The following is a 20,964-nucleotide window of genomic DNA, read 5'->3' as shown; positions in this document are numbered from 1 at the left end:
TTCGTGCTCAGGGTGCGATGGCCCCACTGTCCACGGTCTGACTGGTATAGGCAAACACGATACCGGGATCGGGGCACAGCAAGGCATGGTCCTTGCCCTTGTAATCCAGACGCGCGAGCAGATCCATGATCAGACCCAGGCGCGCGCGTTTCTTGTCATTCGCCCGCACCACCGTCCATGGCGCCACTGCGCTGTGGGTGCGCGCCAGCATGGCGTTGCGCGCCGAGCTGTATGCCTTCCAGTGCTTCTGCGCCGCTGCGTCGATGGGGCTCATCTTCCACTGCTTGAGCGGGTCGGTGAGCCGGTCTTTGAGGCGCTGCTTCTGTTCGGCCTTGTCGATGTCGAGGTAGTACTTGAACAGTTGAATGCCCGAGCGCACCAGCATCTGCTCGAACACCGGCACGGTTTCGATGAACTCCTCGTACTGCGCCTCGGTGCAGAAATCCATCACCCATTCCACCCCGGCGCGGTTGTACCAGCTGCGGTTGAACAGCACGAACTCCCCTGCCACCGGCAAGTGCGGCACATAACGCTGGAAGTACCACGCCGATTCTGCCCGGCTCGATGGCTTGCCCAGTGCCACCACGCGCGTTTCGCGTGGCGAGAGGTGTTCGACGATGCGTTTGATGGTGCCGTCCTTGCCCGCGCCGTCGCGCCCTTCCAGCAGGATCAGGATGCGATCGCCATGCGCGATCAGATGCTTCTGGAACTTCACCAGCTCGATTTGCAGCGCGTGCAGGGTTTTGCCATAGCCCGCGTCAGACGCAGTGGCGTGATGTTTGGTGTGATGCTTGCTCATGAGCGTTGTCCTTGCATGTTTGGCAGCCGTGCAGTCGCGCACATCATCCGACGGTGTGATGGCCGGCGTCGACGAACACGATGCTTCCAGTCATGCCGCGAGTCCGGCCGCTGCGCAGACCCGCGGTGACCGCGCCGAATTTCCCAATATTCACCAGGATGTGTCCGGGCAAGCGCTGCGCGGCCTGATCAAGGCCCGGCTCATGGCTCGATGATCACTTTCAGGGCCTGATGCCTGGCGGCGTTGGCGAATACTTCGTAGGCTTCGATAAGCTGCGCCAACTTGAAGCGGTGCGTGATCAGCACCTTCGGATCGATCCTTTTGGCGGCCACGGTCTTCAACAGCATCGGGGTCGAGGATGTGTCGACCAGCCGCGTGGTGATCGAGATATTGGCCGACCAAAGCGATTCCAGATGCAGGTCGACCTTGCTGCCATGTACACCCACATTGGCGATCACCCCGCCGGGCGCGACGATGTTCTGGCAGATGTCGAAGGTGGCGGGGATGCCGACGGCCTCGATCGCGGTGTCCACGCCGCGACCATTCGTGCGATCACGCACGATCCGGGTGACATCCGCCTTGCCGCTGTTGATGGTCAGGGTGGCGCCGAAACGCTGCGCCACGGCCAGCCGGTTGTCATCAAGGTCGATGGCGATGATCTCCGCCGGTGAATAGAACCTGGCGGTCAGCAGCGCGGCAAGACCGACCGGACCTGTCCCAACAATCGCAACCGTGCCGCCGGGCGCGACCTGGCCGTTGAGAACACCACACTCGAAACCAGTCGGCAGGATGTCGCTCAGCATGACCAATGCGTCCTCGTCCGCCCCCGCTGGAATCGGATACAGACTGGTATCGGCGTGCGGAATACGCACGTATTCGGCCTGCGTGCCATCGATCTCGTTGCCGAGGATCCAGCCGCCCGTGGTGCAGTGTGAATACATGCCGCGCCGGCAGTATTCGCATCGGCCGCACGCGGAGATGCAGGAGATCAGCACGTGATCGCCCGGTTTGAAGGAAGCCACACCAGCCCCTGCGGCTTCGACCACACCGACGCCCTCGTGGCCGAGGATGCGGCCGGGCGCACAGGTCGGCACGTCGCCCTTGAGGATATGCAGATCAGTGCCGCAGATCGTGGTCCTGGTGACCCGGACGATGGCGTCACCCGGGTCGCGCAAGACTGGCTGCGGGCGATCCAGCAGCGACTTCTTCCCCGGACCCTGATAAACAAGTGCCTTCATGGTGCGTGCCTCCAGTATTGAACGGTGTCGAGCCCCTGGCGCGGTCAGCAGTGATCGCGCGCCATCCCCGCGGCACTGGTCACAGCATCTCCAGCGCCAGTGCGATGCCCTGCCCGCCGCCGATGCACAGCGTGACCACGCCTTTTTTCAGCCCGTCGCGATGCATCGAGTGGATGAGCCGCGTGGTGAGAATGGCACCGGTCGCGCCGATCGGGTGGCCATGCGCGATGGCGCCGCCCTCGACATTGACAATGTCAGCGCCGAAGCCCAACTCGCGCGTGCAGGCAAGCACGATGGCTGCAAAAGCCTCATTGATCTCCACGCGCTGCACATCCTTGATCGCCCACTTTGCGCGCTGCAGCGCCATCTGTGTCGCCGGGATCGGGCCCAGGCCGAAGTAGCCCGGCTCGACTGCCGCGACGCCATAGCCCGCCAGCCGTGCCAGTGGGCGCAGATGGTGCTGCTCGGCCCAGCCACGCTCGGCGACGATCATGGCGCTGGCCGCGCTGTTCAGTCCCGGCGCATTGCCCGCGGTGATGGTGCCGCCCTTGCGGAACGCGGGCCTGAGTTTGGCCAGCGATGCGGCCGTGGTGTCGGGGCGGTTGTGCTCATCTTTGATGAACGTCTGCGGCCCTTTGCGGTCTTTGACTTCGACACCGACGATCTCGGCGTCGAACTTGCCAGCCGCCTGCGCGGCGGAGAACCGCTGCTGCGAACGCAGCGCCCAGGCGTCCTGCTGTTCGCGGGTGAGGCCGCAACGGGTCACCAGGTCTTCGGTGTGCCAACCGGAATGCTCGCCGCTGAAGGCGTCGTTAAGGCCATCGAGCAGCATGCTGTCGAGCACGTGGCCATCGCCCATGCGCATGCCCCAGCGTCCGCCGGGCAGCAGGTAGGGCGCCAGGTCCATGTTCTCCATGCCGCCGGCGACGGCGCACTGGATTTGTCCGGCCATGATTTCCAGCGCTGCGCTGACGATGGCCTGCGCACCCGAACCACACACGCGGTTGACGGTCATCGCCGGCACTTCCACCGGCAGGCCGCCGCCGATGGCCGCCTGGCGCGAAGGATTCATCTTGCAGCCGGCCTGGATGACATGGCCGAACACCGCCGTCTGCACGGCATCGGCGGCCAAACCGGCGCGTTGCAAGGTGGCGTGCACCACCACGCCGCCGAGGGCGGTGGCGGGCGTGTTCTTGAGTGAGCCGTTGTAGGTGCCGATGGCGGTGCGCACGGGCGCGCACAGCACGATTTCAGGGTTTGACATGGTCACGATCCTCGAATGGAACAACCAGTCCGGGGATCACGCCGTGACCACCCGGCGATCACGGTGCAGACACTCAGTTCGGCGTTGCACCGGTGCTGAATTCGTTCACCGCATCCAGCAGCGGCGTCAGGTACATCAAGGCGGGACCGCCATGCATCAGTACCGCGAGAAAACCGGCCTCGACCAGCTCGTCACGGCTGGCCCCGGCATTGAGGGCATTCTTGACGTGAAGCGCGATACACCACTCGCATTGCGCCGCAACCGACAGCGCGACGTTGACCAGTTCCTTCTGCTTGAGCGACAGCGCCGGTCCGGCCTCGGCCTTGCCCATGAAATTGACGAACGCGCCGACCTCATCGGGGTGGCTTTTGCCGAGGGTGTCAAGCAGTTGCTGGATTTCATCCAGACGCTGATGCATGGCATGGGGCATGGCTGATATCTCCGTGACGCGTGTTCAAGGCACCGGGTGATGGGCGTGTGTGGCCAGCCCCTGCAATCGAGCCAGGGTTTGTCGGGCGAGCACGCCCATCGACTCGGTGAGCGTGGGGTGGGAATGGATGGCCTGCGCGAGCTGCTCCAGCGTCAGGCCATGGCGCACGACCAGCGCGCTCTCGCCGATCGGACCGGAGGCGCCTTCGATCAGCGCATGCATGCCGACGAATTCATCCTGTCGTGGCGGCGGCAGACTCATGCAAGGTACTGCCCGCCGTTGATCGACAGCGTGGCGCCGGTGATGAAGCCCGATTGCTCGTGCACCAGAAACGCCACTGCGTGCGCGATTTCGTCAGGCTGCGCCAGGCGCCCCAGCGGGATCTGCGCGACGATGCCTTGCAGCACCCTGGCATCCATGCTGGCGAGCATCTCGGTCGCGGTATAACCCGGCGCCACGGCGTTGACGGTGATGCCCTTGCGCGCCGACTCCAGCGCCAGCGCCTTGCTGAAACCGATCACCCCGGCCTTGGCGGCGGAATAATTGGTCTGTCCGAACTGACCCTTCTGGCCGTTGATCGAAGCAATGTTGACGATGCGCCCCCAGCCGCGCGCGCGCAGGCCCTCGATCACCGCGCGGCTCATGTTGAAGCAGGCGAACAGGTCGTCCTCGAGCACCGTGCGCCATTGCTCCGGCGTCATCTTGTGCAGCGTGACATCGCGCGTGACACCGGCGTTGTTGACCAGAATGTCGAGCGGCTGCCCGGCGTCGGTTTCGGCCTGGTGCACGCCGGCCTGGCAGGCGGTGAAATCCGCGGCATCCCACTTGTAGGCGCGAATGCCGGTGTCCCGGGTGAACACCTGCGCGGCCGCGTCATTGCCGTGATAGGTCACGGCGACGCGGTAACCATCGTGCGCCAGACGCCGCGCGATGGCCGCGCCGATGCCGCGCGTGCCGCCAGTCACCAGCGCGAACCGCTGTGATGCGGAAGTCATGACGAGCCGTCTCCAGAATCGTGAATGAAAGGTGCGCCAGCGCCCCGACCGGCGCAAATCGGCGCACGGCGCCGCATGGGATCAACGTCGCGGGGGCTGCGTGGGAATCAGCAGCAGCGGGATGTCGCGACTGCGGTGGATCAGTCCTTCCGCCACGCTGCCCAGGATCATGGCGCGAAATCCGGTCTTGCCGTGGCTGCCGCAGACGATGAGATCCACGGCGTGCGCCCGCGCCTCTTCGAGGATCTGATCGGCGATCGTCGGCAGTTTGCCGTCGGTGATGCGCAGTGCCTGCGTGCTGGGCACATCGTGCTCGCGTGCCTGCGCCGTGGCCTGCCCCAGCAGCAGCTCACCGGCGGCATTGACGGCGGCAGTCACCTCGCTGTCGAAGCTGCTCAATGGCTCCATCATCACGACCGCGGCACGATCGATGACATGCACGAAATGCACCGTTGCGTGCTGGTCAGCAGCCAGAACCAAGGCCTTGGCGATGGCTTGATCGGCCCCGGAACTGCCATCGATCGGAACCAGAAGATGCTTGAAGGTACTCATGCACGATCTCCTTGCATGCCCATCAGGCGCACGCCCGAACGGACGCGCGCCACGCTGCCGTGACCCGCGCGCTCACTTGGCGGATTTGCCGCTTGTCACCGGCTTGATGTCCGCGACGTTGGCCGCGCTGTTCGAGGCCGGCTGCAGCGCAGTCAGCGAACCCATGCCCGCGGTCATCATGCTGGCCGCGTTCTGGAATGCGCTCATGAACGGCGCCATCCAGGCGTTTTGCAGATTCTGTGGTTGCGGCGACCCAGCATCGGTCGCGCTGCGGCTGACGCTCTGCGCGCCGACAAAACTGTCGGTGCCGTACTGCACCACCAGACGCATGATTTCGGCGTAGGCCGCCGCGGTTTCACTGATGAAGTTGCCGGAGCGATTGCTTTGATTGGCAAAATTCCGGGTGATCAGGCTCATCGCTTCCTGCGCCAGTGCCGTGGGGTCGTTGCCATTGAGTGCACTGGTCATCGAGAAATCACGCAACATGCCATGCAGCACTTCGGCATGCGCATCGCTCATGCGCTTGTACTGATCGAGCACCTTGGAGGTGAACAGGAATGTATTGGCGATATGGTCCTTGTGCAGTTTTTTCAGTTCATCGAGTTGCGTGGTCGAGATCATGACGAACTCCTGGCGCGTGATGCGCGGTTGTATGCGAGCGGTGCGGCGCGAGTCGCACGATGTGGTCCGATGTGGACCATGGACAGCTCGCGCCCGTGCAGTCGAAAAACATCGATTGACGCGAGCGAATCGATGCTTGAGGCGAACACTTTAGCCGCAGGTGCAAGCACAATCCTTGATCCAGATCAAGAGGGATGTCGATTGCCGAGACTAAAGTTCACATCGCCATCGCGCCGGGCCGCGCCCGAACGCCGCAGCCCGCCGCGGCGATGAAGGGTTACGTGGATTGCAGCCCGGTCAACCGTGACCAGGCACCCACCCATGCAGCGCGCGTTCGATCGGGCAGCGGTATGCAGGATGCATCCGCTCGACATGTCTCTCGAGAAATCCATGAACGACCACCCCACTTCCTCTCCGAATGCGACCGCCTCCATGCAACCGCTGATGGCGCAACCACAAGCGACCGTCCCCCCGCTGGATCGCAGCGTGCATGCAGCGCTGGCGCGCTTCACCTTTGGCCTCTCGCCCGCGGCGCTGGCCCAGGCATCCATGGACTGGCGGCTGCACCTGGCCGGCTCGCCGATGAAGCGCATGGAACTGGCCAGCGAACTGGCGCAGGCACTTGCCAATGGCGTGGTGGACTGGATGCGCGCGCTGCAGGGCCACGCGCTGGTGAACAACGACGCCGGCGATCCGGCGCTGCAGGTGCCGGATCAACGCTTCGCCGACCCCGCATGGCAACGTTATCCGTTCAATCTTTACGCGCACGCTTTTTTGCAGCAGCAGGCGTGGTGGCAGCACGCCACCAGCGGCGTGCGCGGCGTGTCCGGGCATCACGAGCAGATGGTGGCGTTCATGGCGCGGCAGTGGCTGGACATGCTGGCGCCCACCAACTCACCATTCACCAACCCCGAAGTCATCGAGGCCACGCTCAAGAGCAATGGCATGAATCTGCTCGAAGGCAGCAAGCTCTGCATGGACGACATGCAGCGCGCGCTCGGCGGCCTGCCACCCGCGGGCAGCGAGCACTTCATCCCCGGCCGGCAGGTGGCGATCACGCCGGGCAAGGTGGTGCTGCGCAACCGGCTGGCCGAGTTGATCCAGTACAGCCCGTCCACGCCGCAAGTGCACGCCGAGCCGGTGCTGATCGTGCCGGCGTGGATCATGAAGTACTACATCCTGGATCTTTCACCCGGCAACTCGCTGGTCAAGTACCTGGTCGATCAAGGCCATACCGTGTTCATGATCTCGTGGAAAAACCCCGATGCGGGCGATCGCGACCTGGGCATGGACGATTACCTCACGCTGGGCCCGCTGGCGGCACTCGATGCCGTGCAGCGCATCGTGCCCGGGCGCAAGGTGCACGCCGCCGGCTACTGCCTCGGCGGCACACTGCTGGCGATCGCCGCGGCTGCCCTGGCGGCGCAGAACGACACGCGCCTTGCCACGGTCACAATGCTGGCCTCGCAAACCGATTTCACCGAACCCGGCGAGCTGTCGCTGTTCATCGACGAGAGCCAGGTGACCTTCCTCGAAGACATGATGTGGGGACCAGGCTACCTGGATGGCACGCAGATGGCCGGCGCGTTTCAGATGCTGCGCTCCTACGACCTGATCTGGTCACGCATCACCCGCGATTACCTGCTCGGCCAGCGCCGGCCGCCCAATGACCTCATGGCCTGGAACAGCGACGCCACGCGCATGCCATTCCGCATGCACAGTGAATATCTGCGCGGCCTCTATTTGCGCAACGACCTGGCCGAAGGGCGCTGGAAAGTGAATGGCCAAGCCGTCGCCGTGGAAGACATCACCCAGCCCTGGTTCGTGATCGGCACCGAGTCCGACCATGTCGCGCCATGGCGCTCGGTGTACAAGATCCACTTGCTGACCGACCGCGACGTGACCTTCGTGTTGACCAGCGGCGGCCACAACGCCGGAATCGTCAGCGAGCCTGGACATCCGCGCCGGCATTATCGTTGGGCCACGCACGCGCAGGGCGCCCCATTCATCGCGCCGGAACAATGGCTGCAACAGGCGCAACCGGAGCAAGGCTCGTGGTGGCCGCGCTGGCATGACTGGCTGGCGGCGCACGGCAGCGGCCTGGTGGCGCCGCCGCGCATGGGCGCGCCGGAACTGCCGCCACTGGCGGACGCACCCGGCAGTTACGTGCTGCAACGCTGATCAAACCACACTTTGCGGGAAATCTGATGACCGAGATGATCGAAAATCGTCCGTTGGCCGAACTCCGGGTTGGTGATACGGCATCGTTGACGCGCACGTTCACCCAGGGCGATGTCGAAACCTTCGCGCTGATGTCCGGGGACGTGAATCCTTCGCACGTCGATGCCACATTCGCCGCCAGCGATCGTTTTCACGAGGTCGTGGCGCACGGCATGTGGAGCGCGGCGCTGATCTCCACCGTGCTCGGCACCGAACTGCCGGGACCCGGCACGGTGTATCTGGACCAGAGTCTGAAATTCCGCAAGCCGGTATTTCTCGGCGACAGCGTGCGCGTCACCGTCACCGTGAGCGCCATCGATGCCGCGACCGGCCATATCCCGCGCGCCACACTGCACTGCGAAGTGATCAACCAGCGCAACGAGATCGTGGTGGAAGGCGATGCGCAGGTGATCATCCCCACTGAAAAAGTCAGTCGCCCGCGCGTGCACTTGCCGAAGCTGGAGTTGCGCGATCCAGGCGTGAAACTGCGCGCGCTGATCGAGCAGGCACGCGTGGCCATGGCCGGCCATGCGCCGCTGGCGATGGCGGTGGTGCACGCGGTCGATGCGGTGTCGCTGGGCGGTGCCGTTGACGCGGCGCAGGCCGGACTGATCACCCCCGTCTTCGTCGGACCCGAGGCGCGCATCCGTGCCGCAGCCGAGGCCGCGCATATCGACATCGCGCCGTACCGGCTGATCGCGACCGAACACAGTCACGCCGCCGCCGCGCAGGCCGTGGCGATGGCGCGCAGCGGTGAAGTGCAGGCACTGATGAAAGGCTCGCTGCACACCGATGAACTCATGCACGCCGTGGTCGACGCGCAACTCGGCCTGCGCACCGCGCGCCGCATCAGCCATGTGTTCGTGATCGACGCGGTGAACTGGCCGACGCTGCAACTGCTCACCGACGCGGCGGTGAATGTCGTTCCCGATCTGGAGGCCAAGCGCGACATCGTGCAAAACGCCATCGATCTGGCGCACGCGCTGGGCATGGCGCGGCCCAAGGTGGCGATTCTGTCCGCGGTGGAAACCGTCACGCCCAAGATCCCCTCCACGATCGACGCCGCCGCGCTGTGCAAGATGGCCGACCGCGGCCAGATCACTGGCGGAGTGCTCGACGGTCCACTCGCATTCGACAACGCAGTATCCGCCGCGGCCGCCAAGACCAAGGGCATCGTCTCAGCGGTGGCGGGCCATGCAGATATTCTGCTGGCGCCCGATCTCGAAGCAGGCAACATGCTGGCCAAGCAGCTCGAGTACCTCGCCGAGGCCAAGGTCGCCGGCATCGTGCTGGGCGCGCGCGTCCCGGTCGTGTTGACCAGTCGCGCCGACCTGCCGGATGCACGCATGGCCTCGTGCGCGCTGGCGGTGCTGCTGAGCATGGCGGTGCCGGCGGCGAAAGCGGGCTGATGCGCAGCGTGTCCGCGCGCCACACGCTACCGATGGATTCGACATGACTTGCATCCTGGTTCTCAATGCCGGCAGTTCCAGCATCAAGTTCGCGGCGTTTCGCAGCGGCGACAACGACACGCTGGAACTGTTGCAACAGGGCCAGTTGGCCGGCATCGGCAGCACGCCGCGACTGCAGGCGCATGACGCGGCCGGGCATGGCCTGGTTGATCGCACGCTGGACATCCAAGCCGTGCCCGATGTCGCCGCGGCGGAAGCCGTGGTCAACGACTGGATCGCCACGCACCTCGGCGCGGCCCCCGATGCGGTCGGCCATCGCGTGGTGCACGGCGGTGTCGATTTCTGGCAGCCCGTGCGCATTGATGCGGCGATTCTGGACAGGCTCGCGGCGCTCAGCGCGCTGGCGCCCTTGCACCAGCCGTTCAACCTCGCGCCGATCCGCTCGCTGCTGCAGCGCCAGCCGCAGTTGCCGCAGGTGGCCTGCTTCGACACCGCGTTTCATCACGGCCACGCGCCCGAGATGGACCTGTACGCGCTGCCGCAATCGCTCATCGCCGCGGGCGTGCGCCGCTACGGGTTCCATGGCTTGTCCTACGAGTACATCGCCGCGCGCCTGCCCAGCGTCGCGCCCGATCTGGCACGCGGTCGCACCGTGATTGCGCACCTCGGCAACGGCGCCTCACTGTGCGCGCTGCAAGGCGGGCGCAGCGTGGACAGCACGATGGGATTCTCGGCGCTGGAAGGCCTGGTGATGGGCACGCGCCCGGGCAACCTCGATCCCGGCGTGGTGCTGTATCTGGCGCAGGAGCAAGGCCACGATGCGGCGCAGATCAGCCACCTGCTATATCACGACTGTGGGCTGAAGGGTTTGTCCGGGCTCAGCGGCGACATGCGCGAGCTGCTGGCCAGCGACAGCGCGGCGGCACGGCTGGCGCTGGCCGTGTTCGCGCATCGCGTCGCGCAGAGCGTGGCGGCGATGGCGGCGAGCATGGGCGGCCTCGATGGCATCGTGTTCACCGCCGGCATCGGCGAGCATGCGCCCGGCGCGCGCGCCGCGATCGTGCAGCGCCTGGACCTGTTCGGCGCGCGTCTCGATGCCGTGACCAATGCTGGCAGCACGGGCGTGCTCGATATCGCCGCGCCCGACTCGCGCATCGCGCTGCGCGTGATCCCCACAGATGAAGAACTGATGATCGCGCAGCACACGTTCAAACTGTTGCGCAGTTGATGCCGTGCGCAGCGCTTACAGCGCAGCGCTGGTACGCGCGCCGGCTTGCTCCGAAGCGACCTCGATGGCCGCGACGCTGCGCCGCGCGGCCGCGCAATGCAGCAGGTCGGAATCGCTCAGCCAGTGCTGATCGGGATAGTAGGCGAACACGTACTGCCCGCCCTTGAGCGCGTTGATCACACGCTGCGCCACGCGTTTGCTCACCGCCGGACAGCCCCAACTGCGTCCGAGGCGACCCTCGCGCTGCGCGAAAGCTTCGCTCACGTAGGGCGCGCCATGGATGACGATGGCGCGTTGCAGCGCATTGTTGTTGAAACCTTCATCCAGACCCTGCAAGCGCAGCGAATAACCGTTGTCGCCCTGATAGGTGCCCAGCGTGCGGTACAGGCCAAGGCTGGATTCGAGGCTGCCCTGGCGATCGGAAAAATGCTTCGCGAAGTTGCCGCCCGAGTTGCGCCCGTGCGCCACCAGCTCGCGCATCAACAGGCGCGGGTCGGCCAGGTCGAAAATCCAAAGACGCCGGCGCGTGGACGGTAGCGAGTAGTCGATCACGGCCAGCCGCTGCGCGCCCGACATGCCGCTGCTGACGGCACAGTGCATGGCCGCCACCGCCAGCCGCAGTACTTGCGGATTGGCCGTTGGAGCCGCCTGCGCGAGCGTGCGCCATAGTGACGGACCCGTCGTCGATGCCGCACTGGCAGGCAACGCCAGCGCGGCAAGCAACAGTGCGAGCGCGCACGCGAGCAAGCGAAATCGAAAGCGCAGAAAAAGCATGTTCGTATCGTAATGGCTGAGCACGCGCCGTTCCTGAACACGTCGCGCAAGCGCAGAATGCGACGGGATTTCCATGTCCAAAGCGACCCGCCACTCATGATCAGATACGCCTGGATCGTGCTCGCCCTGCTGATCGCAACCTGCGCGCAGGCGCAGGTACCCGACACCGCGCCGCAAACCGCCATCGCCACGCGCCTTGACGCTCTGGCGCAGCAGCCGCTGGGTGTGCTGCGAATCGGCGACCACACGCTGGGCGCGCTGGTTTCGCGTTTTTATGCGCAACGCGCCGACGCGCCCCTGTGGCAATCCGCTGCGCGCCTGCGCGCGCTCGATGATGCGCTCGATGGTCTGGTCGATGATGGTCTGGCCGCGCAGGATTACGGTGGCGATCGCCTCGCACGCGATGTGCTGCGGCTGCAAGAGCACGTGCCAATGACCGATGCACAACGCGCTGACATCGATGTGCGTGCCAGCGCGGCCTATCTGCTGGCATTGCTGCAATTGCGCCATGGCGTGCTCGACGTCGATACGTTCTATCCGGATTGGCAGGCCACGCCGCGGTGGTCCGCATCCGCTGCGTGGCTGCAGGCCGCCGCGCACGCAGCAGAAGCCGGGCACATCACTGCGGCGTTTGACGCGGCGCGCCCCTCCGCACCGGTCTACGCGCAGTTGCGCACGGCGCTGCAGCGCCTGCGCGATGAGGCCGCCGCCGGCGGCTGGCCCGCGCTGCCCGCCGGACTGGCGCTCGAGCCTGCATGCAGGACGCGCGCGTGGCGCTGTTGCGCAGGCGGCTGCTGATTTCCGGTGACCTGACCCGCACGCCGCAGGGCGACGCTGATGACGACGATGCGGCGCTGGCCAACGCCGTGCGCGCGTTCCAGAGCCAGCACGGGTTGCAAGCCGATGGCGTGGTCGGCCCCGCCACGCTGGCGGCGCTGAATGTGCCGGTGACCACGCGCATCGAGCAACTGCGCCTCGATCTGGAGCGCGCGCGCTGGTACCTGCACGATCTGCCGCCACGCTACGTGCAGGTCGATCTCGCCAATTACCGCCTCGATTACTACGACGATGGCCGCCTGGCCTGGTCCACGCGTGTGCAAGTGGGCCAGCCGCGGCGGCCCACGCCAGTGCTGCGCTCGGCCATCACGCGGCTGACCATCGACCCCTCATGGGTGGTACCGCCGACGATCCTGCGCGAGGACATGCTCGCCAAGCTGCGCCGCGATCCCGATTATCTCGCACGCAATCATTTGCGCGTGTTCGATCGTCAAGGGCAAATCGTGCCGGACAACGCAATCGATTCGGCGCGCGTCAAGGTAGTTGTCGCCTCGGTCAGGCAGCCAACGGCTGTGTATCGGCATCCCCTTGCGTGGTGGCGACTGCGTCGCGTTCCGGGTTGAGTGTGACGGCGCCGATCGGCGTCCAGTTGCGGGTGCGGCCGGACCATCGTGAGGGATGGCGTTCGCGCGCCTGGGTGTAGAGCGCATGGCGCGCCGCCAGGAGCGCGTGATCGTCTCCGGCGTGGCGCTGAGCGGGTGCGACGTAGCGAATGCCGCTGTGGCGATGATCGACGTTGTACCAGTGCACGAAGCGGGTCGCCCAGATGCGGGCCTCGTCGAGGTCGGCAAAGCCCTGGGCCGGAAACTCGGGCCGGTACTTGGCGGTACGAAACAGCGACTCGGCATAGGCGTTGTCATCGCTCACGCGCGGGCGCGAGTACGAGGGCTTCACGCCCAGCCAGTGGAGCATTGCCAGGACCGTGGTGGCCTTGAGGGTCGAGCCGTTGTCGCCGTGCAGGACCGGCTTGGTCTCCAGGCAGGCGATCCCTTCGGCCAACGCGGTACGGTGCACCAGCTGCGCGGCATGGTCGGCGTGATCGGTGTCGTGCACCTCGGCGCCGACGATCTTGCGACTGTACAGGTCCAGGATCAGATACAAGTGGAACCAGCGCCCGCGCACCTGCGCGGGCAGATAGGTCATGTCCCAGCACCACACCTGGCGCGGTGCGGTGGCGCGGTGCGTGGTGGGTGGGCGCACCGCCCGGGGTGCCTTGGCGCGTCCACGGTGGGCGGTCTGGCCCTGCGCGCGCAGCACGCGGCTGAAGGTCGACTCGCTGGCGAGGTAGACGCCCTCGTCGGCGAGCATGGGCACGATGCGCGCCGGCGGCACGTCCGCGAAGCGCGGCGCGTTGGCCACCTGCAGCAGCTGCGCCCGCTCGATCTCGCTCAAGGCGTGACCGGGCGCCGGGTGGATGGACCGGGGCCGGCCATCGCCCTCGGCGAGGCCATCGTGGGCCTTCCAGCGCTGCAGAGTGCGCAGGTCGATCCCGGCGGTCTCGCAGGCAAGCTGTAGTCGCGCGCCGGCGCGATGCGCCACGCCAATGTGTTGGGCCAAGGCTTGGCGATCTTCGAGGACAATCATGCGTCCTCGCCGTTGTTGAAGATCGCCGCAACTTTTTTTGACAGCACCAGCAGCGCCGCGGTCTCCGCCAGGGCGCGATCCTTGCGCAGCAGGTTGCGTTCGAGCTCCTTGATGCGCCGGCGGTCCTGAGGGCTGCCTTGGGTGCCGGCTGCGGTCGCTTCGGAGGCCCCCAGCGCTGCCGTGGCCCGCGCACGCCACGCATCCAGATCCGCCGGAAACACGCCGTGCTCGCGACACCACGCGCTCTTGCCCACCGCGTCCAGCGCCGCGGCCGTGATCACCGCATCAAGGCGTGCGTCCGCCGTCCAGGATCGTGCCGGGGCAACCCGGCACCGAACCTCCTCGCGCCAGCGCGCCAACGTCCACACGCCAATGCCCACTTCCCGCGCCACCACCTCCAGCGCACCACTCTCCGGCGGCAGCAAGCGGGCCACCGCGCGTTCCTTGAATCGTTGTCCGTATCGAGCCACTTCAGTTCTCCATCGCCGCCTTCAGGGTAGGGGTTCTATGGAGGCGACAACTAGTCTGACGCGGCGGGGATTGGACGCGACCGCCCTCGGGGCTGACCCTGCGTCAGGATCCGGGCCCCGACGGTGCACTGGGCCTGGTCGCATTCCGCTTCGCCAACACCCACGAGGTGTATTTGCACGACACGCCGCACAAGGCCTTGTTCGCACAGACCCGACGCGCCTTCAGCTCGGGCTGCGTGCGCGTGGAAAACGCGATGGAACTGGCGCAACTGCTGCTCGGCGATCCCGTGCGCTGGAATGCGGAAAGCCTGCAGACCGCGGCCAGCTATGACGTGACCCGCGACGTGCCGCTGAACCCATCCGTGCCACTGCGCATGATTTACTGGACCGTTGCTGTAGCGCCCGATGGCCGGGTCGGTCTGGTACCCGACGTGTATCGCCAGGATCCCGCGCTGCGCGCGGCTCTGGGTGATGCGCTGGCGCAGCAACAACAGGCCTTCGCGCTGGCCGACTGAACCGCTGCATGCATGCCGCGGCCGGGGTTGCCGGATCAGCATTCTGCGTCGGATTTGATCCAGATCAATTTTCGCGGCGATTGCATCTGGTCACAGCCCGTGCGCAGGCATAAGTTGCTGGTCAGAGCCTGGGTCACCCGCCTTGGGGAGTGCAGCATGCCGAGCCATTCAGCAAATGCAGTGCCGGCATGCACGGCACCCGCGCCGCCGACCGGGGATCCGGCGCTGCGACCCACGCTGATCATGGGGGTCGGCAACACCCTGCAGGGCGACGATGGCGTGGGTGTGCATGCGCTGCACTGGCTGCACAACGCGCTGGGTGCGCGGCCCGGCATCCATCTGTACGACGCCGGCACGCTGGGTGCCACACTGCTGGTCGAGATCGAGCAGACCCGGCGTTTGATCTTCATCGACGCGATGCGCATGAACACTGCGGCGGGTACGGTGCGCTGTTTCGAGGGCGCGGCCATGGACCAATGGCTGCGCCGCGCGCAAGCCGGCAGCGTGCACGAGGTCAGCCTGGGCGAGTTGCTGGACATGGCGCGACTGCTCGATCGCCTGCCACCGCGACGCGCGCTGATCGGCATCGAACCCGGCCCTATCGGCTGGGGCGAACACCTCAGCGCGGAACTGACGAGCGCGCTGCCGCAAATCGAGCACTGCGTGCGCGATGTGCTGCGCAGGTGGACCGATGAAACCGCTTGAAATCGCCGTGGTCATCGAGCCGCGCGACGACGCGACCGGCATGGTCGCGGCCATCCTGCGCGAGCTGGAGGATGCACTGCAGGCGTATCTCGCCAGTGGCACCACTCATGTGATCGACCTTGCCACCCTGCCGCTGGGGCCAGCGGATCGCGCGGCGCTGCAACAGGCGCTGGGCGCGGGGGAGATCGAGGTACGCATCAACGCCCTCGGGGCATCGCTGCTGCGCGAGACGGGTTTTGCCGGCATCTGGTGGGTACGCCATGAGGACGCCGAGGGCAAGCTGTTGTGCGAACTGCTCGAAGTCACCGATGTGCCGGAGATCGTGCGCGCCTATCGCGCGGATATCGAGGCCGCCAGCGCGCGGTTGTGCGGGCTGACGGCACTACCCAACTGAGGGGCTGACCCATGGATCGCGAACCGACCATTCTCGAATCGTTCCAGCAGCAGGGCATGAGCCGGCGCTCCTTCCTGAAATTCTGCGCGGCCGCTGCCTCATTGCTGGCGCTGCCCGCCGCGCGCGCCGCCGAACTGGCCGAAAAACTGGGCGCCATGCCGCGACCGACGGTGATCTACCTGTCATTCCAGGAATGCACCGGCTGCCTGGAATCGCTGACGCGCTCGTTTTCGCCAACCATCGAACACCTGATCTTCGACACCATCTCGCTGGCCTACAACGATACCTTGCAGGCCGCCGCGGGCGAAGCTGCCGAGGCCGCGCGCGAGGAGGCGATGCGCAAGGCCTGGGGCAAGTACGTGCTGGTGGTCGATGGCTCCATTCCAGCCCCGCTCGATGGCGCTTACTGCGTGATCGGGGGCAAGAGCGCGCTGGCGTCCGTGCAGGAAGTGGCCAAGGGCGCTGCCGCGGTGATCGCGGTGGGCACCTGCGCGGCGTTTGGCGGGCTGCCCATGGCCGCGCCCAATCCCACGGGCGCGGTAGCAGTGCAGGATCTGATCAAGGACAAGCCGCTGATCAATATTTCCGGCTGCCCGCCGATCCCCGAGATCATCACCGGGACCATCGTGTATTTCCTCACCTTCGGCGTGCCCGAGCTGGACGCGCACCGCCGTCCCAAGGTGTTCTACGGCAACACCATCCACGACCGCTGCTACCGCCGGCCGTTCTATGACAAAGGGCTGTTCGCCAAGACGTTCGATGACACCGGCGCGCGCAATGGCTGGTGCCTGTACGAACTGGGGTGCAAGGGTCCGACCACCTACAACTCCTGCGCCACCATGAAGTGGAACGGCGGCACCAGTTTCCCGATCGAATCCGGGCACGGCTGCCTGGGCTGCTCGGAGCCGCAGTTCTGGGATCGCGGCGATTTCTACAAGCCGCTGTCGGCAGGCCTGTGGCACGGCAGCATCGGCGAGGACCTCGGCATCGCCGCGGTGGCCGGTGCCGTCCTCGGTGGTGCCGCGGCATTGACCGCACGGCATCGCCAGGACAAGACCCGCACCGAAACGGAAACCAGGAAACCGGAGGGCAAGTGATGAACCTGCTCACGCTCGCACGCGGCCCCATCCTGCAATGGGCATTGGTGATTTTCGTCGTCGGCACGGTCTGGCGTCTGGCCGGCATCCTGCTGCTGCGGCGCAAGCCCGACTACACCGAGCCACGCAGCACGCATACCTGGCGTGGCGCGGCCAACTTGATCGTCAAGCGCACCGTGCCCAAACGCGAGTTCGCCGCGCAAACGGCGTTCGGCAACACCATCGGCTACGTGTTCCACATCGGCCTGGCCATCGTGGTGTTCGGTTTTGTGCCGCACATCCTGTTCATCAAAAGCCTGACCGGGCTGTCGTGGCCGGGGCTGCCCAGCGGCATCGTCTACGTGGTCGGCGCGCTCACCGTCGCCGCGCTGGTGGCGGCGCTGGTGCGCCGCATCAGCAATCCGGTCATGCGCCTGATATCCAATGCCGATGATTATTTCAGCTGGGCGGTGACCATCACGCCGGTCATCACCGGACTGATGGCGGCGGCCCATTGGGGCGGGCCCTATCCGACGATTCTCGCCATCCACGTGCTCAGCGTGTGCCTGCTGCTGGCCTGGCTGCCATTCGGCAAGCTGATGCATGCGTTTCTGGTATTCATCGCGCGCGGCACCACCGGCGCGCTGTTTGCCCGCAAAGGAGCCAGCACATGAGCGCAACCGTCGTGAATGATCCCGTTGGCGGCGCCGCGCGCGGCGTGCCCAGGCCCGACCTGCGCCAGGACATGCAGGGCGAAATGCCCGCGCAGGAGCGCGTGGATATCGCCATGCGCCATTTCGTGCGCGATTTTGGCGCAGTCGCTGCCACTTACATGGAATCGTGCGTGCACTGCGGCATGTGCGCCGAGGCCTGTCACTTCTACGTGCAGACCGGCGATCCGAAATACACGCCGATCTGGAAAATCGAGCCGTTCAAGCAGGCCTACAAGCGCGAGGCTGGTCCCTTCGCGCTGTTCATGCGTGCGCTGGGTCTGAAGCGCAAGGTCACCATCGAGGAGCTGCAGGAGTGGCAGGAGCTGATCTACGACTCCTGCACCATGTGCGGCCGTTGCACCCTGATCTGTCCGATGGGCATCGACATCGCAGCGCTGGTGAGTCTCGCGCGTCACGGCATGCACAAGGCCGGACTGGTGCCGCACGAACTCTGGGCCGCGGCCGAACGCGGCGAACGCGAAGGCAGCCCGCTGGGGGCGACGCCCAAGGTGCTCAAGGAGCGCATCGAGTGGATCGCCGACGAGGATGACGTGGATATCCACCTGGACAAGGAACACGCCGATGTGCTGGTCACCATGTCCTCGATCGAGATCCAGAAATATCCGCAGGCCATGGCCGCGGTGGCCAAGGTGCTGAATCACCTGGGGATGAGCTGGACCATCCGTTCGGACGGTTACGAGGCAACCAACTTCGGCCTGCTCTCGGGCAACGCCGACTGGCAGCGCGACATGAGCATGAAGATGATCAAGGCCGCGATCGCCTGCAAGGCCAAGCTGCTGCTGCTGCCCGAATGCGGCCACGCCTACACCGCCATGCGCTGGCAGGGCGCCAATGTCTATGGCCAGCCGCTGCCGTTCAAGGTGCGCCATATCTCGGAATTCCTCGGCGAGCACATCGCCGATGGCAGCCTGCGACTCAAGAAAGGTCTCAACAAGACAGTGACGTTCCACGATCCCTGTCAGGTCGCGCGCCGCGGCGGCGTGTTCGAGGCGCCACGCGTGGTGCTGGCCGCGCTGGGCGCCGAGGTCCACGAAATGAAGGACAACCGCAGCATGAACTGGTGTTGCGGCGGCGGCGGCGGCGTGATCAGCATCCACCGCGCCGATGCGATCCGTTACAAGGCCTTCGAGATCAAGATGCGTCAGGTCGAGGATACCGGCGCCGAAATGCTGGTCACCAGTTGCTCCAACTGCCGGCTCAGCTTCGACGACAGCCAGGCACATTTCCACTGGGACAAGACCGCGCACAGCCTGCTCGAGGCCGTGGCCGACAACCTCGATGACACGCTGCCGGCCAGGTCCGTTGCACCCGCTGCCATCGTCAATCCATACCGGGAGGCGCCCGCGCCATGAGTGCCCAAACCGTCGTCGTCGATCCGATCACGCGCATCGAAGGCCACCTGCGCATCGAGGCCACGCTGGACAACGGCGTCATCAGCCAGGCCTCCAGTTCCGGCACCATGGTGCGCGGCATCGAACTGATCCTGCGCGGCCGCGACCCGCGCGATGCCTGGGCGTTCGCGCAGCGCATCTGCGGCGTGTGCACGCTGGTGCACGGCATCGCCGCGGTGCGTTCGGTGGAAGATGCGCTCAAGTATCCGATTCCGCCCAACGCGCAACTCATCCGCAACCTGATGATCGCCGCGCAGTTCGTGCACGACCACGTCATGCACTTTTACCACTTGCACGCGCTGGACTGGGTGGACGTGGTATCGGCGCTGTCGGCGGACCCGCAGAAAACCTCGGCGTTGGCGCAATCGATCAGCAGTTATCCGCAGTCTTCTCCGGGCTATTTCAAGGCGGTGAAGGACAAGCTGCAGCGTTTCGTCGCCTCGGGCCAGCTCGGTATTTTCGCCAACGGTTACTGGGGCAGTCCGCTGTACAAGCTGCCGCCCGAGGCCAACCTGATGGCGGTGGCGCATTACCTCGATGCGCTGGCCTGGCAACGTGAAGTGGTCAAGCTGCACGCCATCTTCGGCGGCAAGAATCCGCACCCGAATTTCGTCGTCGGCGGCGCGCCGGCCGCGATCAGCGTCGGCCCCGGCGCCAGCGCCGGCGTCGGTGGTGCCACCGCGATCAACATGAACGGGCTGGAGATCGTGCAAAACGTGATCCGGCAGATGCGCAGCTTCGTCGACGAGGTGTATCTGCCGGACACGCTGGCGATCGCCGGCTTTTACAAGGACTGGTTCAAGAAGGGCGAAGGCGTCGGCAATTTCCTCACCTATGGCGAGTTCCCCAGCGAAGGCAAGAGCATCAACGACCTCGCCAGCCTGATGATTCCGCGCGGCATCATCCTCGATCGCGACCTGAGCCGCGTGCACGAGGTTGATCTCAACGCCAGCGAGCAGATCCAGGAATTCGTGGCGCACTCGTGGTACGACTACAGCACCGGCAAGGACAGCGGCCTGCACCCCTACGCGGGCCAGACCAACCTGCATTACAGCGGCCCCAAGCCGCCCTATGAGCACCTGGACACCCAGGCCAGTTACTCGTGGCTGAAGTCGCCGCGTTGGCAAGGCAAGGTCATGGAGGTTGGCCCGCTGGCGCGCGTGCTGATGCTGTACGCCAAGGGCGACCCGGCCACGCGCGAACTGGTCGGCATGGTGTTGAGCAAGCTCGACCTGCCACCCGCGGCGCTGTTCTCCACCATGGGTCGCACCGCCGCGCGCACGCTGGAGTCCAAGCTCATCGCCGATTCCATGCAGGGTTGGTACGACCAGCTCATGGCCAACATCCGTGCCGGCAAACTGGAAACCTTCAATCCGGCGTTGTGGGAACCGTCCACGTGGCCGGATTCCTGCAAAGGCGTGGGCTTCATGGAGGCCCCGCGCGGGGCGCTGGCGCACTGGATCGTGATCAAGGACGAAAAAATCGACAACTATCAGGCCGTGGTGCCCAGTACCTGGAATGCCGGTCCGCGCGATGCACTGGGTCAGGACGGGCCTTACGAAGCCGCGTTGCGCGGCACCACGCTGGTCGATCCCAAGCAGCCGCTGGAGATCCTGCGCACCATCCACAGCTTCGATCCCTGTCTGGCCTGCGCGGTGCACGTCGCCGATCCAGACGGTACGCCGCTGATCCAGATCGAGGTGCAGTGAGATGCGCGCCGCCTGCCCT

Annotated in this window: 22 protein-coding genes and 1 pseudogene; 13 read left to right on the top strand and 10 right to left on the bottom strand. The window is 65.8% G+C overall.

Annotation, left to right across the window (positions count from 1 at the left end):
- Positions 1 to 7 precede the first annotated feature (7 nt).
- On the bottom strand, positions 8 to 799 hold the full coding sequence (gene ppk2 / locus Mschef_RS09300) for a polyphosphate kinase 2 (RefSeq protein WP_081127805.1): 792 nt from the start codon (positions 797 to 799) through the stop codon (positions 8 to 10).
- A 58-nt stretch (positions 800 to 857) separates the two neighbouring features.
- Between ppk2 and Mschef_RS17700 the strand changes: the two genes are divergently transcribed.
- The gene (locus Mschef_RS17700) at positions 858 to 1,013 is read left to right on the top strand and encodes a hypothetical protein (protein WP_176212434.1); all 156 of its coding nucleotides are present in this window, start codon (positions 858 to 860) and stop codon (positions 1,011 to 1,013) included.
- Here Mschef_RS17700 and Mschef_RS09290 read toward each other — a convergent pair.
- The 7 genes from Mschef_RS09290 to Mschef_RS09260 all read right to left on the bottom strand — a co-directional run bounded on the left by Mschef_RS09290 (position 1,000) and on the right by Mschef_RS09260 (position 5,899).
- Positions 1,000 to 2,037: a zinc-dependent alcohol dehydrogenase family protein gene (locus tag Mschef_RS09290; RefSeq protein WP_081127801.1), complete on the bottom strand. Its 1,038-nt coding sequence runs from the start codon at positions 2,035 to 2,037 to the stop codon at positions 1,000 to 1,002. The genes Mschef_RS17700 and Mschef_RS09290 overlap by 14 nt on opposite strands.
- Positions 2,038 to 2,116: 79 nt before the next feature.
- Positions 2,117 to 3,301: a thiolase family protein gene (locus tag Mschef_RS09285; RefSeq protein WP_081127799.1), complete on the bottom strand. Its 1,185-nt coding sequence runs from the start codon at positions 3,299 to 3,301 to the stop codon at positions 2,117 to 2,119.
- Positions 3,302 to 3,374: 73 nt separating this feature from the next.
- Complete coding sequence (locus Mschef_RS09280) at positions 3,375 to 3,731, bottom strand: carboxymuconolactone decarboxylase family protein (protein ID WP_197686768.1); 357 nt, start codon at positions 3,729 to 3,731, stop codon at positions 3,375 to 3,377.
- A gap of 24 nt (positions 3,732 to 3,755) precedes the next feature.
- Positions 3,756 to 3,992, bottom strand: coding sequence for a hypothetical protein (locus Mschef_RS09275; protein ID WP_081127795.1), 237 nt, complete (start codon positions 3,990 to 3,992; stop codon positions 3,756 to 3,758).
- On the bottom strand, positions 3,989 to 4,726 hold the full coding sequence (gene phbB / locus Mschef_RS09270) for an acetoacetyl-CoA reductase (RefSeq protein WP_081127792.1): 738 nt from the start codon (positions 4,724 to 4,726) through the stop codon (positions 3,989 to 3,991). The genes Mschef_RS09275 and phbB overlap by 4 nt, the downstream gene beginning before the upstream one ends.
- Positions 4,727 to 4,807: 81 nt before the next feature.
- Entirely contained in the window at positions 4,808 to 5,278 is a 471-nt protein-coding gene (locus Mschef_RS09265; RefSeq protein ID WP_081127790.1) for a universal stress protein, read from the bottom strand.
- Between the two features lie 72 nt (positions 5,279 to 5,350).
- Positions 5,351 to 5,899 (bottom strand): hypothetical protein, encoded by a 549-nt coding sequence (locus tag Mschef_RS09260; protein ID WP_081127789.1) that lies wholly within the window; start codon positions 5,897 to 5,899, stop codon positions 5,351 to 5,353.
- 390 nt (positions 5,900 to 6,289) lie between these two features.
- Between Mschef_RS09260 and Mschef_RS09255 the strand changes: the two genes are divergently transcribed.
- From Mschef_RS09255 to Mschef_RS09245, 3 genes are read left to right on the top strand one after another with little or no spacing between them, the layout of a single operon-like run.
- Positions 6,290 to 8,080 carry a PHA/PHB synthase family protein gene (locus tag Mschef_RS09255; protein WP_081129944.1) on the top strand — a complete coding sequence of 597 codons (1,791 nt, stop codon included), beginning with the start codon at positions 6,290 to 6,292 and terminating at the stop codon, positions 8,078 to 8,080.
- A 26-nt stretch (positions 8,081 to 8,106) separates the two neighbouring features.
- On the top strand, positions 8,107 to 9,528 hold the full coding sequence (locus Mschef_RS09250) for a bifunctional enoyl-CoA hydratase/phosphate acetyltransferase (RefSeq protein ID WP_081127788.1): 1,422 nt from the start codon (positions 8,107 to 8,109) through the stop codon (positions 9,526 to 9,528).
- A gap of 43 nt (positions 9,529 to 9,571) precedes the next feature.
- Positions 9,572 to 10,756 carry an acetate/propionate family kinase gene (locus Mschef_RS09245; RefSeq protein ID WP_081127787.1) on the top strand — a complete coding sequence of 395 codons (1,185 nt, stop codon included), beginning with the start codon at positions 9,572 to 9,574 and terminating at the stop codon, positions 10,754 to 10,756.
- A 15-nt stretch (positions 10,757 to 10,771) separates the two neighbouring features.
- Here Mschef_RS09245 and Mschef_RS09240 read toward each other — a convergent pair whose 3' ends face one another.
- Complete coding sequence (locus Mschef_RS09240; RefSeq protein ID WP_081129943.1) at positions 10,772 to 11,530, bottom strand: murein L,D-transpeptidase catalytic domain family protein; 759 nt, start codon at positions 11,528 to 11,530, stop codon at positions 10,772 to 10,774.
- Positions 11,531 to 11,626: 96 nt separating this feature from the next.
- Here Mschef_RS09240 and Mschef_RS09235 point away from each other — a divergent pair, with 96 nt between their 5' ends.
- Both Mschef_RS09235 and Mschef_RS09230 read left to right on the top strand, forming a co-directional pair.
- Positions 11,627 to 12,328, top strand: coding sequence for a L,D-transpeptidase scaffold domain-containing protein (locus Mschef_RS09235; RefSeq protein ID WP_081127785.1), 702 nt, complete (start codon positions 11,627 to 11,629; stop codon positions 12,326 to 12,328).
- Positions 12,286 to 12,930: a L,D-transpeptidase family protein gene (locus Mschef_RS09230; RefSeq protein ID WP_081127783.1), complete on the top strand. Its 645-nt coding sequence runs from the start codon at positions 12,286 to 12,288 to the stop codon at positions 12,928 to 12,930. Before Mschef_RS09235 ends, Mschef_RS09230 begins: the two co-directional genes overlap by 43 nt.
- Here the strand turns inward: Mschef_RS09230 and Mschef_RS09225 are convergent.
- A pseudogene (locus Mschef_RS09225) lies at positions 12,863 to 14,421 on the bottom strand (IS3 family transposase). The gene Mschef_RS09230 and the pseudogene Mschef_RS09225 sit on opposite strands and share 68 nt — an antisense overlap.
- 92 nt (positions 14,422 to 14,513) lie before the next feature.
- Here Mschef_RS09225 and Mschef_RS09220 point away from each other — a divergent pair.
- From Mschef_RS09220 to Mschef_RS09190, 7 genes are all read left to right on the top strand, one after another.
- Entirely contained in the window at positions 14,514 to 14,936 is a 423-nt protein-coding gene (locus Mschef_RS09220) for a L,D-transpeptidase family protein (RefSeq protein WP_081127781.1), read from the top strand.
- A 156-nt stretch (positions 14,937 to 15,092) separates the two neighbouring features.
- Positions 15,093 to 15,641 carry a HyaD/HybD family hydrogenase maturation endopeptidase gene (locus Mschef_RS09215; RefSeq protein WP_081129942.1) on the top strand — a complete coding sequence of 183 codons (549 nt, stop codon included), beginning with the start codon at positions 15,093 to 15,095 and terminating at the stop codon, positions 15,639 to 15,641.
- Positions 15,628 to 16,035: a hydrogenase expression/formation protein gene (locus tag Mschef_RS09210; protein WP_168708960.1), complete on the top strand. Its 408-nt coding sequence runs from the start codon at positions 15,628 to 15,630 to the stop codon at positions 16,033 to 16,035. Before Mschef_RS09215 ends, Mschef_RS09210 begins: the two co-directional genes overlap by 14 nt.
- An 11-nt stretch (positions 16,036 to 16,046) precedes the next feature.
- Positions 16,047 to 17,132, top strand: coding sequence for a hydrogenase small subunit (locus Mschef_RS09205; protein WP_081127779.1), 1,086 nt, complete (start codon positions 16,047 to 16,049; stop codon positions 17,130 to 17,132).
- On the top strand, positions 17,132 to 17,785 hold the full coding sequence (locus tag Mschef_RS09200; protein WP_081127777.1) for a nitrate reductase: 654 nt from the start codon (positions 17,132 to 17,134) through the stop codon (positions 17,783 to 17,785). Before Mschef_RS09205 ends, Mschef_RS09200 begins: the two co-directional genes overlap by 1 nt.
- On the top strand, positions 17,782 to 19,197 hold the full coding sequence (locus Mschef_RS09195; RefSeq protein ID WP_081127775.1) for a (Fe-S)-binding protein: 1,416 nt from the start codon (positions 17,782 to 17,784) through the stop codon (positions 19,195 to 19,197). Before Mschef_RS09200 ends, Mschef_RS09195 begins: the two co-directional genes overlap by 4 nt.
- Complete coding sequence (locus tag Mschef_RS09190; protein WP_081127773.1) at positions 19,194 to 20,945, top strand: nickel-dependent hydrogenase large subunit; 1,752 nt, start codon at positions 19,194 to 19,196, stop codon at positions 20,943 to 20,945. The genes Mschef_RS09195 and Mschef_RS09190 overlap by 4 nt, the downstream gene beginning before the upstream one ends.
- Positions 20,946 to 20,964 lie beyond the last annotated feature (19 nt).

It is taken from the genome of Metallibacterium scheffleri, assembly GCF_002077135.1.
GTDB classification, from domain to species: Bacteria; Pseudomonadota; Gammaproteobacteria; order Xanthomonadales; family Rhodanobacteraceae; genus Metallibacterium; species Metallibacterium scheffleri.
Note: the sequence above shows the minus strand (reverse complement) of the source record. Positions and strands in the feature narration are given on the sequence as shown.